Source organism: Marmoricola sp. URHA0025 HA25 (assembly GCF_054059435.1).
In genome coordinates, this window is sequence record NZ_JBSSCD010000001.1 from 1,246,927 (window position 1) to 1,259,687 (window position 12,761).

A 12,761-nucleotide genomic window follows, 5' to 3' on the forward strand; every position below is an offset into this window, starting at 1 on the left:
GGTGGTCCTCGAGCACCTCGGGAAGCTGCACGGCTACGAGCACGCGCTGGTGATCGGGCTCGCCTTCGGGCCCGTGCTGCTGCTCGGCGTGACGATCTGGATCGCGCGACGGCGCATCGGGCACGACGACCGCTGAGCTCTCAGGCCCTCTCGGCGAGCCACTCGCGGCCGACGTGGTGCTCCGCGCGCAGCGCCTTGCGCAGCATGTCGGCGATGAGGCCCTCGACCTTGCCGCCGATCAGCGGGATGCTCACCTTCACGCTCATGTCGACCTGCTCGGTCACGCCGCCGTCCTGGGCGACGAGGGTGGCGGTGCCGGTCATCTCGCCCGGCTTGCCGGGGACGGTCACCGTGATGTTGCCGTGGGAGCCCCCGGTCCACACCTCCGACTGGACGATGTTGATGTGCTCGCCGACGATCTTCTTGGCGAAGCCGGGCAGCCGGTCGGTGCCGTGGCCCTGGTCGATGGTGATCGACATGGTCTGTCCCACGCGGTCGACCGTCACGGTGCGCCGCAGGACCCGCTGGTAGTCGGAGACCGCCTCGCGGAACTCCTGGGTGCCGAGCATCGCGTAGACCTGGTCGACCGTCGCGCCGTCGTACCGGAGCTCCTCCTGCACCCGCTTCATGCCCGGTCACCCGCCAGCCAGGCCGCACCGACCGCCTGCTCCTTGTCGTAGCCGTCGGTGGTGAGCTCGACGACCAGCTTCTCCAGCTTGCCGCCGATCAGCGGGACGCTCGCCTTGACCTCGAGGTCGTAGGTCAGCGTGCTGCCGGTGCCGTTCTCGGCCAGCGTCGCGGTCCCGCTCATGCTGGTCGGCTTGCCCGGCGTGTCCACCTGCACGCTGGCCGCGTTGCCCTGCCAGACCTGCGTGGTGATCGCCCGGGTCGAGTCGCCGACGAACTTCTTCGCGAACGACGGCACGCCGGCGACCACCTGCTGCTGGTCGACCACGATCCGGGTAGCAGTTCCCTCGAGGCCGACCGTCGCGGTGCTCGACAGCGCACCGGTGGCCTCGGCGACCCGGTCCCAGAACAGCGGGTCGGCCAGCATCGCGAGGACGTCGGCCGGCGGGGCGTCGTAGGCGAGTTCATGGTGGAGTCTCATGGCAGACATCATGCCCACTAGTTTGGGCAGCATGAATGAGGAGTCCGGCTCGAGCGACGATGTCCGTTTCGGTGAGCAGGGAGCGCTCCTGACCTACGGCAGCTACCTGCGCATCGAGCAGCTGCTCGACGCCCAGCACCTGGAGTCCGATCCGCCCGCCCACGACGAGCTGCTCTTCATCACCATCCACCAGGTCTACGAGCTCTGGTTCCAGCAGCTGCTGCACGAGGCCGAGACGGTCCGGGACGCTCTGGTCACCACGGAGGCGTCGAGCGGGGGCCGCGACCTGTGGCTCGCCCGGCACCTGCTCACCCGGATGCACGTCATCGAGCGGGTGCTGGTCCAGCAGGTCGACGTGCTCGAGACGATGACCCCCCAGGACTTCCTCCAGTTCCGGCAGCGGCTGGCGCCGGCGAGCGGCTTCCAGTCCGTGCAGTTCCGGGAGCTGGAGTTCCTGTCGGGTGCGAAGGACCCGGGCTACGTCCACCGGTTCAAGGGCCTGACCGAGCCCGAGAAGGGCCGGCTGGCCCGCCGGCTGGCGGAGCCGACGCTGTGGGACGGCTTCGTGCACGTGCTCGGCGAGGCCGGGCTGGACGCGTCGTCCGACGAGGCGATCACCGCGTCGCTGCGGACGGTGGCGCACAACCGCTCCGCGTACGCCGACCTGTGGGGGCTCGCCGAGGCGCTCCTCCAGCACGACGAGCTCGCCTCCGCGTGGCGGGCCCGGCACGTGGTCATGGTCGAGCGGATGATCGGCGGGAAGACCGGCACCGGAGGATCCACCGGTGCGGCGTACCTGCGCAGCCGGCTCGACCTCAAGTACTACCCGTTGCTCTGGGGGCTGCGTTCGGCCCTCTAGCCCGTCTCGCATCCGAGATCAAACCCCGAGCGCGTCTTGTTGTGAGCGACCTGTCGGCGGTCCTAGTCTCGAACGGGGTGGCACAACGGCGTGCGACCGAGGCGACGAAGGTGGGGCCCGGGTGTCGACGACACTGGAGGAGAGCAAGTCCGAGCTGCTCAGCAGGATGTGCGCGCACGCCGAGGAGCGCGCGGCCGGCAAGCACGGCGCCGCCGGTCCTGACGGCGTGTCGGTCCCCACCCTGCTGCGTGCCTACTACCGCCACGCCGCCCCCGAGGACCTGCTCGACCGCAACGAGGTCGACCTGTACGGCGCCGCGATGCACCAGCTCAAGTCGGGCATCGAGCGACCGCAGGGCACCGCCACCGTCCGCATCCTCACGCCGAGCGTCGACGTCGAGGGCTGGTCGGCCGACGGGCACACGGTGGTCGAGGTGATCACCGACGACATGCCCTTCCTGGTCGACTCGGTGACGATGGCGCTCGACCAGGTCGACCACGACGTGCACCTGGTGATCCACCCGCAGCTCGTCGTGCGCCGTGACGTCGCCGGCCACCTCCAGGAGGTCCTCGACGACCACGCCGACGTGAGCGAGCACGACGTCGCGCGCGAGTCCTGGATGCACATCGAGATCGACCGGATCCCCGCCGAGGAGAGCGCCGCGGTCCAGCAACAGCTGGAGAAGGTGCTCAGCGACGTCCGCGAGGCGGTCGAGGACTGGCCGCGGATGCACGACCGGGTCCAGGTGATCCTCGACGACCTCGAGGAGCACCCACCGCCGCTGCCGGACGGCGAGCTGGACGAGGGCATGGCGTTCCTGCGCTGGCTGGCGGACAACCACTTCACGTTCCTCGGCTACCGCGAGTACCGGCTGGAGCACCAGGGCGACGACGAGGTGCTGGTCGCGGTGCCCGGCACCGGCTTCGGCATCCTGCGGGCCGACCCGGGTCCCGCGGCGCCGCTGCCCGGACCCGCTGCCCGGAAGGCCCGGGAGAAGACACTGTTGGTGCTCGCGAAGGCGAACTCCCGCGCCACCGTGCACCGGCCGGTGCACCTGGACTACGTCGGCGTCAAGACGTTCGACGAGACCGGCGAGGTCGTCGGCGAGCGGCGCTTCCTCGGGCTGTTCTCCTCGGCCGCCTACACCGAGTCGGTGACCCGGATCCCGCTGGCGAGGGAGAAGGCCCGCAAGGTGCTCGACCTGGCCGGCTACGAGCCGATGAGCCACGCCGGCAAGGCGATGATGGACGTGCTGGAGACCTATCCGCGCGACGAGATCTTCCAGACCTCGGTCGAGGACCTCGCGCCCATCGCCGCCACCGTGATGCAGACCCGGGAGCGCCGCCAGCTCAAGCTGTTCCTGCGCCGCGACACCTACGAGCGGTTCTGGTCGGTGCTGATCTACCTGCCGCGCGACCGCTACAACACCGCGGTCCGCGAGCGCATCGCGGCGATCCTCAAGGAGCAGCTCGACGGCGACTCGCTCGAGTACACCGCCCACGTCGGCGACTCCTTCGCGGCCCGGCTCCACTTCGTGGTCCGGCCCGCTCCCGGCGAGCACATCGGCACCGCCGACCCCGCCGACCTCGAGCGTCGCTGCGCCGAGGCCGCCCGGTCGTGGCGCGACGACTTCGCCCAGGCCGTGGTCGCCGAGTACGGCGAGGAGAAGGGCAGCCGGCTGGCCCGGCGCTACTCCGGCTGCTTCCCGGAGGCCTACAAGGAGGACTACACGCCCCGCACCGGGGCCGCAGACCTCGGCCGGCTCGAGGAGCTCCAGGACCAGGAGGCGATCGCGCTCTCGCTCTACGAGTCGCTGGAGGCCACGTCGGGCGAGGCCCGGCTGAAGATCTACCGCGTGGGTGCGCCCCTTTCGCTGTCCCAGGTGCTCCCGACGCTGTCCGCCATGGGCGTCGAGGTCGTCGACGAACGGCCCTACGAGCTCGAGGGGCTGCCGCGGCAGTCCTACATCTACGACTTCGGCCTCCGGTACGCCGGAGGGCTGCCGGCCAACGCCCGCGACCTGTTCCAGGACACCGTGCTGGCCGTCTGGGACGGTCGCAGCGAGAGCGACGGGTTCAACGCGCTGGTGCTCGCGGTCGGGCTCAGCTGGCGGCAGGCGCTGCTCCTGCGCGCGTACGCGAAGCACATGCGCCAGGGCGGCACGCCGTTCGCGCAGGACTACATCGAGGACGCGCTGCGGATCAACGTCGACATCACCCGGCTGCTGGTGCGGCTCTTCGAGGCGCGCTTCGACCCCGGTCGCAACGGCGACCTGGAGGCCGGCAGCGAGTCGCGGATCGCGAAGTGCGCCGAGCTGGAGGAGCGCATCCTGCGCGCGCTCGACGACGTCTCCAGCCTCGACCACGACCGGATCCTGCGGTCGTACCTGACCGCGATCAAGGCGACCCTGCGGACGAACTTCTTCCAGGAGGACCGGCACGGCGGAGCGCACCCCTACGTGTCGCTGAAGCTGGACCCGTCGGCGATCCCCGACCTGCCCGAGCCGCGGCCCAAGTTCGAGATCTTCGTCTACTCGCCGCGCGTCGAGGGCGTCCACCTGCGGTTCGGCCCCGTCGCCCGCGGCGGCCTGCGCTGGTCGGACCGCCGCGACGACTTCCGGGCCGAGGTCCTCGGCCTGGTCAAGGCCCAGATGGTGAAGAACACCGTGATCGTGCCCGTGGGCGCGAAGGGCGGGTTCTTCGCGAAGATGCTGCCCGACCCCGGCGACCGCGAGGCCTGGATGGCCGAGGGCATCGCCTGCTACCGGACCTTCATCTCCGCGCTCCTCGACGTCACCGACAACCTGATCGACGGCGAGGTGGTGCCGCCGCTCCAGGTGGTGCGCCACGACGGTGACGACACCTACCTGGTCGTCGCGGCCGACAAGGGCACCGCGACGTTCAGTGACATCGCCAACGAGGTGTCCGCCCAGTACGGCTTCTGGCTCGGTGACGCCTTCGCGTCCGGAGGCTCGGTGGGCTACGACCACAAGGCCATGGGCATCACCGCACGAGGTGCCTGGGTCTCGGTGCGACGCCACTTCCGTGAACTGGGCGTCGACTGCCAGAAGGAGGACTTCACCTGCGTGGGCATCGGCGACATGTCCGGGGACGTGTTCGGCAACGGCCTGCTCTGCTCCGAGCACACGCTGCTGGTCGCGGCGTTCGACCACCGCGACATCTTCCTCGACCCGAACCCCGACCCGGCCACGTCGTACGCCGAGCGCAAGCGGCTCTTCGACCTGCCGCGGTCGTCGTGGAAGGACTACGACGCCTCCCTGATCTCTGAGGGCGGCGGCGTCTTCCCGCGCAGCGCGAAGTCGATCCCGCTGAGCGCCGAGGTCCGCAAGGTGCTCGGCGTCGACGCAGCCGCGATGACACCGGCCGAGCTGATGCGGGCGATCCTGCTCGCCCCGGTCGACCTGCTCTGGAACGGCGGCATCGGCACCTACGTGAAGGCCTCGACCGAGAGCGACGCGGAGGCCTCGGACAAGTCCAACGACGCGATCCGCGTCGACGGGGCCGAGCTGCGCGCGAAGTGCGTCGGCGAGGGCGGCAACCTCGGCTTCACCCAGCGCGGCCGGATCGAGTACGCCGTGCAGGGCTGTGGCGGCGCCGGCGGCCGGATCAACACCGACTTCATCGACAACAGCGCCGGTGTGGACACCTCCGACCACGAGGTGAACATCAAGATCCTGCTCGACCGGGTGGTCCGCGACGGCGACCTCACGGCCAAGCAGCGCAACGAGCTGCTCGCGTCGATGACCGACGAGGTCGCCGAGCTGGTGCTCGGCGACAACTACGACCAGAACCTCGCCCTGGCCAACGCGGTCGCGCAGGCACCCGCGCTGCTGCACGTCCACGAGGACTGGATCCGCACGCTGGAGCGCCGCGGCCTGCTCAACCGGGCCCTCGAGGCGCTCCCGCCGCGCCGCGAGGTCGCCGGCCGGATCGAGCGTGGCGAGGGCCTGACCGGCCCCGAGCTCTCGGTGCTGCTCGCGTACACCAAGATCGTGCTCGCCGACGCGCTGCTGGCCAGCGACCTCCCGGACGACCCGTTCCTGCGCGGCGACCTCTACTCCTACTTCCCGACGAAGATGCGGCAGGACTACCGCACCCAGATGGAGGAGCACCCCCTGCGCCGCGAGCTGGTGGTCACCCAGCTCGTGAACCAGCTGGTGAACAACGCCGGGATGACCTACTACCACCGGCTGTCCGGGGAGACCTCGGCCTCTGTGGCCGAGCTCACGCTGGCCAACTTCGTGGGCCGCGAGATCTTCGGCGCGAGGGCCATCGGGCGCGAGATCGCGTCGTTCGACAACGTCGTCGACGCGGGCGTGCAGACCCGGATGCGGATCGAGGTGCGCACGCTCGTCGAGCGTGCCAGCCGCTGGCTGGTCAACAACCGGCGCGCCCCGCTGGACAGCGAGGCGATCGTCGCGGAGTTCGAGGTCACCGTCGAGAAGGTGATGGCCGAGCTGCCGTCGCTGATGCGCGGCCGCGAGCTGGCGGCCTTCACCGACCGTCGCGACGCGCTCGTCGGTCGCGGCGTGCCCGAGGCCCTGGCGACCAAGGTGGCTGCCTGCCCGCCGGCGTACATGGTGCTGGGCATCGTCCAGACAGCGGCGCGTCTGGAGACCGATCCGCTCGACGTGGCGCGGGTGCACTTCGCCGTGGGCGAGCGACTCGGTCTCCCGCTGCTCGTCTCGCGGATCCTGGCGCTCCCGCGCGAGGACCGCTGGCAGACGATGGCACGCGCGGCTCTGCGCGACGACCTGCACACGGTGCACGCCCAGCTCACCGGCCAGGTCCTCGAGTCGACCAAGGCCGGCGCCGACGCCGACACCCGGGTGGCGGCGTGGGAGATCGGGGACCGCGACGCGATCAAGCGGGCCGCGGCCACCTTCGAGGAGATCTGCGCCGACGACAACGCCGACCTGGCCCGGATGTCCGTGGCGTTGCGGGTGGTCAGGTCTCTGCTGGCCGCCTCCTGACCCGGTAGGTTCCGGCCCATGGCACAGAACCTGGCCGACCTGTCGGCCGCGGAGCTGGTACGCCGCACGTCGACCGGCGAGGTGACCGCCCTCGCGGTGGTCGACGCCTCGCTGGAGCGCATCGAGCGTCGCAACCCGCGGGTCAACGCGTTCTCGGTCGTCCTCGCCGGGCAGGCGCGAGCCGACGCCGCGGAGCTCGATGCGCGGTTCGCCGAATCGGGAGCGGTCGGTCCGCTGCACGGCGTACCGGTTGCGATCAAGGAGGAGATCGACGTCGCCGGGTGCGTCACCACGTTCGGCGGCTGCGGCAACTCGACGCCCGCCGCCGAGGACGGCGAGCTCGTCCACCGGCTCCGGCGTGCCGGCGCGATCATCGTCGGCAAGACCCGAATGCCGGAGTTCGGGCAGTGGACCTTCACCGAGTCGGTCGACGGCGGCATCACCCGCAACCCCTGGGACCCCACCCGCACGCCGGGCGGCTCGAGCGGCGGCACGGCGGTGGCGGTCGCGCTCGGCATGGTCCCGGTCGCGATCGGCGGGGACGGCGGCGGGTCGATCAGGATCCCGGCGGCCTGCTGCGGCATCTTCGGGCTCAAGCCGACACGGGGCAGGGTCACCAGCCACCCGATGGCGCACCTCTGGTGGGCGCTCGGGACCGCAGGTCCGCTCACCCGCACGGTGCTGGACTCGGCGCTCGTGTACGACGTGATCCGCGGCAACACCGCCGGGGACAGGTTCACCGCGCCCGAGCCGACCACCTCGTTCATCGCTGCCGCGGGTGCAGATCCCGGTCGCCTGCGGATCGGCTGGTCGACGAAGTCCCCGGTGCCGGGTGTGCGGCCCGCCCCGGCGAGCGTCGGCGCGGTGGAGGACACTGCCCGGCTGCTGGCTGGCCTGGGCCACGACGTCCGTCAGGTCGTCCCGCACTACCCCGACCAGACGGCGGCGTTCGTCCCGCAGTTCTTCGGGGGTGTGCGCTCCGAGGCCGACGCGGTCGAGCACTTCGAGCGGCTCGAGGCGCGGACCCGACAGGTCTACCGGCTGGGCAGCTGGGTGAGCCAGCGGGTGATTGACCGGGCGATGGCCGCGGGGGACCGGCTCGCCGAGAAGGCGAACAGGGTCTTCGCGGACGTCGACGTGCTGATGACCCCGACGATCGGGCCGCGCCCGCGCAAGGTCGGTGCCCTGGACCGCGGCGGCGCGGTCAGCGCGGCACTGAAGTCGCGCACGATGATCGCCTGGACGGCGCTGTGGAACCTCACCGGCAACCCGGCGGCGTCGGTGCCCGCGGGCCTGGGCGACGACGGCCTCCCGCTGGCCTTCCAGCTGGTCGGGCGGATCGGGGACGAGCCGACGCTGCTGAGCCTGGCTGCCCAGCTCGAGCGCACCCGGCCGTGGCCGCTGCTCACCGACGCGGGCGAGGAGTAGCTCAGGCCGCCTTGCCGCTCGCGCCGGTGCGGACGCCCAGCGGGTCGGCGAACACGATGATGTTGCTGGTGTAGTCGTGGCCCGTCCAGCCGGTGCAGGTGACGAGCACCAACCGGTTGCTGGCGCGCTTCTGGCTGAAGAGCTCGAGCTTGTGCTCGGCCACCTCGGCCTTGGTGTACACGAAGACCTTCGTCGTCCTGTAGTCGACGGTGCCGGCCGGCGTCCTCACCTGCACGAGGGCGCCGGGGCGCAGGTCGCCGAGCCGGTTCATCACGCCACCACCCGTGTGGACGGTGTGACCGGTGATCAGGGTCTGACCGGAGTTGGCGCCCGGCATCGCGCTCCGCTTCCACCAGCCGACCTCGTGCACGTCGGACGGCGGGTCGAGGACTCCGTCGGGGTCGATCTCGATGGGCACGACGGGTGCCCGCAGCTCGATCTCCGGGACGATCAGGAGCACCGGGTCAGCGGGGTGCCCGAGCGCGCGGTACTGCGAGTCGCCGGTGCCGCCGTGCGGACCGCCGGCGATCCCCGGTGAGGGAATGACGAAGCCGACGATCACCATCGCGAGGAAGAGCACGAGAAGTCTCGTGCTCAGCCCCGTGAGGTGATCGCCGGCTCTGTCGTTCATGACCTGTCGTCGGTCACTTGTGGAGCATGCGGCGGTAGCCCACCAGGCCCGCGGTGCCCGCAAGCAGCATCAGCGCGGCGGTGGCGCCGAGCACGTTGCGTGCGGTGTGGTCCTGGTGCCCCGCGAGGCCGGAGTCGACCACGGTCGGGACCTTCGGGGTGTGCGGGCTCTTCGGGGTGTTGGGCGAGTTCGGCGTGCTCGGCGTCGCCACCCGCGTGTTGGGACCGCAGGTCACGTGCGCGATGTCGGCGGACACGGCCGAGAAGCCGAGCGCGCCTGCGGCCGCCGGCAGCAGCTGCAGGTCGATCGCCGTGACGTCGACGGACCTGCCGTTGTCGCCCTTGGACTGCTTGTTCAGCGTGATGTTGAGGACGTTGTCCTCAAGCGGCTGCAACAGCGGCTTCAGGGAGTCCGCCAGCGTCTTAATGACGGTGTCCTGCAGGCTCTGGGTCAGCCCGGCCAGAGGAGCGAGCGGTCCGTTGTTGCCACCGGACACGAGGGCCTGGTGGAGCTCCTGGTTGACGCCGTCCACGATCGCCTGGGTCACCGTCGAGAGGTTCGTGAGCACGTGGGTGTTCGGCGGCGGGTTGACCGGCAGGCTCGCGATGACGACGTCCTGACCGGCTGCGGACAGCGTGATCGGCACGGTGTTGCTGTTCCCGGTCGTGCTCGCGAGGTTCGCGTCGCCGGTCGCCGAGGTCGGGTTGGCCGTGCAGTGCGCTTCGATCGCGCCGAGGCTGCCGCCGAGGCTCAGATTTCCGAGCGCACTCTGGAGCGCGCTCGACAGCGGTGCGGTGATCGAGCCGAGGATCAGCTGCAGCGGGTTGTTCAGGGCCGCCAGCGGCCCGAGGGCGGATGCGGGGTTGATCGTGATGACGTTGCTGAGGTCGAGGTTGGCCAGCGAGATGCCCACCGGGGAGCCGGGGGTGATGCAGCTCGAGTCACCCACCTCGGCGAGCGATCCGGTGCCGCCGTTGCCCGCGACGCCCGAGCACGCGGCCGATGTGCCGTCACCGTTGGTGACCTTGGCCTGTGCCTCCTGGACGAGCGCACCGACGTTGAGCAGGCCCTGGTTCTTCAGGACGCTGATCGGCGGGTTGGTCGGACCGGTCTTCGACTCGGTGGCGCCGTCGTTGGTCGCCTTCACCTGGCCGAGGCCGTCGGTGATGTTGTTCCCGGCGATGTTCAGCTCGAGCGCCTTGGCGGTGGCCTGCGAGACAGGGGCCGCGGCGAACACCGGCGCGACCGCCAGCGTGGAGACCGCGGCCGCCCCGATGACGGCGGCGAGCTTGAGCGCACTTCGTTTCAAAACGTTTCCTCCCGGAAGGGCGCCGCATCTGGGGCGCCGACAACACACGTACGGACAGCGCTCAGGGGTCAGCGACATCGACGTTGGGAAGACGTCGCGATTCCGTACCCCTGAAATCCGCTCGATCCTACGAGTACGAAGAGTCAACGTGCAAAAGGGAAGAACGTTACGAGTGTGTCGTACGGGAATGTCGTGTTCGCGGCTCTATCGGGCGGAATGGCCCGTTTTCGAGAATGCCGCGTTCCGCTGAAGCGGAGCCTCAGCTGGCCTTGCGCGCCGCCTTCTTGGCGGTGGTCTTCTTGGCGGTCTTCTTGGCCGTCGAGGCCTTCTTCGCGCCCTTGCGCGCGGGCGTCTTCCTGGCGGTCTTCTTCGCCGTCGCCTTCTCCTCGGCGTCGTCGCCGCTCTCCTCGCCACGGGCACTCTTGGCGGCCTCGACGCTGCGCTGCAGCGCTGCCAGCAGGTCGACGACCTCGCCGCCGGTCTTGCGCTCGCGCGGAGCGGCCTTCACCTCGCCGCCCTCGATCTTGGTCTTGACCAGGGACTCGACGGCCTGGCGGTAGTCGTCCTCGTACTCGTCGGGCTCGAAGTCGCCGGCGAGCGTCTCGACGAGCATCTTGGCCATCTTGACCTCGGCCGGCTTGGCGTCGGTGGTGTCGATCGAGCCGAAGTCGGCGTTGCGGATCTCGTCGGGCCACATCATCGTCTGCAGCACGATCACGTCGTCACGCACGCGGAGCACGGCCAGCGACATCCGGTTGCGCAGCGAGACCGTCACCAGCGCCATCCGGTCGGCCTCCTCGAGCGCCTGGCGGAGCAGCGCGTAGGGCTTGGCGCCGGTCTTCTCCGGCTCGAGGTAGTAGGACTTCTCGAACAGCATCGGGTCGATCTGCTCGCTCGGGACGAACTTCTCCACGCTGATCTCGCGGCTGCTGCTCGCGGGCAGCTCGGCCATGTCGTCGTCGGTGAGGATGACCATCTCGCCGTCCTCGGTCTCGTAGCCCTTGGCGATGTCGGCGTACGCGACCTCCTCGCCGTCGATGCTGCAGACGCGCTGGTACTTGATCCGGCCGCCGTCCTTGGCATGCACCTGGCGGAACGAGATGTCCTTGCTCTCCGTCGCGGAGTACAGCTTGACCGGGACGCTCACGAGGCCGAACGAGACGGCACCCTTCCAGATGGCACGCATGGCTAAAGGATGTCCCGCCGCGCCGAACTGCGCCACCTCATAGCGTCCTCACATGGTCCGCTGACCAGGTCCACAGGGGCTCTCGCGACGCTCCCGGCATGCGATTGCCCGTTCCCTCCCGTCTGCGCGCAGTACCCCGGCGCTGGTCGGTCATGTTCCTGGTCGTCCTCGTCGCCCTGCTTGCGGGCGGCTGGACGTGGCTGAGCCGCGGGGACGACTCGGACACCCAGCGGATCACCGCGACCGTCGCGCGCGGCACCTACAAGACCACCGTGTCGGCGACCGGCACGATCACGCCCAGGCGGGAGGAGGACCTCAGCTTCTCCTCGGCCGGCACCGTGACCCGGGTCCCGGTCGCGGTGGGGGACAAGGTGGAGAAGGGCGACGTGCTGGCCGCGATCGGCACCGCTTCCCTGCAGGCGCAGCTGGACGCGGCGCGGGCGCAGGTCACCGCGGCGACGACGCAGCTCTCCGAGGACAGCGGCGCGTCGTCCACGCAGCTGACGGCAGACCGAGCATCGCTCGCCTCTGCCAGGTCCGACCTCGAGCAGGCACAGGACGCGCTCGACGCGGCGACCCTGCGCGCGCCCTTCAGCGGCACCGTGAGCGCCGTCGGGTACGAGGTCGGCGACCAGGCCGGCTCGTCGGGCAACGGGAACGCCGACGGGTCGGGCAGCACGGCGGCGATCACCGTGATCTCCCCGCGGGCGCTGCAGGTGGACGCGAACGTCTCGGCGGCCGACGTCAGCCAGCTCAGGACGGGCCTGCAGGTGGAGATCACCCCCATCGGCGACGGCGAGCCGGCCTTCGGCACCGTCACGGAGGTGGGCGTGATCGCCACCGCGAGCGACAGCGGAGCAGCGCAGTTCCCGGTCACCGTCGAGGTCACCGGCAGACCCAAGGGCCTGTACGCCGGGTCGAGCGCCTCGCTGGCGATCACGGTGAAGCAGGCCAGCGACGTACTGGCCGTGAGCACCGCGGCGCTGCACAGCGACGGCGACCAGACCTTCGTCTACGTGATCGACGGGACGAGGCGCACCAAGCAGGTCGTCACCGTCGGCGAGACCTACGGCGCCCAGACCGAGGTGCTCTCGGGGCTGAAGGAGGGCGACGTCGTCGAGCTGGTCAGCTTCACGGCGCCGACCTCGAAGAACCGCAACGGAGGGACCAACGACTTCCAGCTCCCCGGGGGCGGGAAGGCACCCGGCGGCGGCCAGGGGCCTGTCCTGATCCAGCAGGGAGGCTGA

10 protein-coding genes are annotated in these 12,761 nt (G+C 70.5%); 5 read left to right on the forward strand and 5 right to left on the reverse strand.

Annotated features, from left to right (window positions below; genetic code table 11):
- The first annotated feature begins 1 nt into the window (after position 1).
- Positions 2-136, forward strand: coding sequence for a hypothetical protein (locus ACVW00_RS06045; RefSeq protein WP_457110001.1), 135 nt, complete (start codon positions 2-4; stop codon positions 134-136).
- Between the two features lie 4 nt (positions 137-140).
- Here the strand turns inward: ACVW00_RS06045 and ACVW00_RS06050 are convergent, their stop codons facing one another.
- Positions 141-629: a DUF2505 domain-containing protein gene (locus ACVW00_RS06050; protein ID WP_457110002.1), complete on the reverse strand. Its 489-nt coding sequence runs from the start codon at positions 627-629 to the stop codon at positions 141-143.
- Positions 626-1,108, reverse strand: a complete 483-nt coding sequence (locus ACVW00_RS06055) for a DUF2505 domain-containing protein (RefSeq protein WP_457110003.1) — start codon at positions 1,106-1,108, stop codon at positions 626-628. Before ACVW00_RS06055 ends, ACVW00_RS06050 begins: the two co-directional genes overlap by 4 nt.
- Before the next feature lie 31 nt (positions 1,109-1,139).
- Between ACVW00_RS06055 and ACVW00_RS06060 the strand changes: the two genes are divergently transcribed.
- The 3 genes from ACVW00_RS06060 (at position 1,140) to ACVW00_RS06070 (ending at position 8,388) form a co-directional block, all read left to right on the forward strand.
- The gene (locus ACVW00_RS06060) at positions 1,140-1,967 is read left to right on the forward strand and encodes a tryptophan 2,3-dioxygenase family protein (protein WP_457110004.1); all 828 of its coding nucleotides are present in this window, start codon (positions 1,140-1,142) and stop codon (positions 1,965-1,967) included.
- A gap of 121 nt (positions 1,968-2,088) precedes the next feature.
- Positions 2,089-6,960: an NAD-glutamate dehydrogenase gene (locus tag ACVW00_RS06065; RefSeq protein ID WP_457110005.1), complete on the forward strand. Its 4,872-nt coding sequence runs from the start codon at positions 2,089-2,091 to the stop codon at positions 6,958-6,960.
- Positions 6,961-6,978: 18 nt separating this feature from the next.
- A complete protein-coding gene (locus ACVW00_RS06070) occupies positions 6,979-8,388 on the forward strand; it encodes an amidase (protein WP_457110006.1) in 1,410 nt (469 codons plus the stop codon).
- Position 8,389: 1 nt separating this feature from the next.
- Here the strand turns inward: ACVW00_RS06070 and ACVW00_RS06075 are convergent, their stop codons facing one another.
- From ACVW00_RS06075 to ku, 3 genes are all read right to left on the reverse strand, one after another.
- Positions 8,390-9,019, reverse strand: a complete 630-nt coding sequence (locus ACVW00_RS06075) for a class F sortase (protein ID WP_457110007.1) — start codon at positions 9,017-9,019, stop codon at positions 8,390-8,392.
- 13 nt (positions 9,020-9,032) lie between these two features.
- The gene (locus ACVW00_RS06080) at positions 9,033-10,328 is read right to left on the reverse strand and encodes a hypothetical protein (protein WP_457110008.1); all 1,296 of its coding nucleotides are present in this window, start codon (positions 10,326-10,328) and stop codon (positions 9,033-9,035) included.
- A gap of 259 nt (positions 10,329-10,587) precedes the next feature.
- Positions 10,588-11,514, reverse strand: a complete 927-nt coding sequence (ku, locus tag ACVW00_RS06085; RefSeq protein WP_457110009.1) for a non-homologous end joining protein Ku — start codon at positions 11,512-11,514, stop codon at positions 10,588-10,590.
- Positions 11,515-11,612: 98 nt separating this feature from the next.
- On the opposite strand from ku, the gene ACVW00_RS06090 reads away from it, so the two are divergent.
- Positions 11,613-12,761 (forward strand): efflux RND transporter periplasmic adaptor subunit, encoded by a 1,149-nt coding sequence (locus ACVW00_RS06090; RefSeq protein ID WP_457110010.1) that lies wholly within the window; start codon positions 11,613-11,615, stop codon positions 12,759-12,761.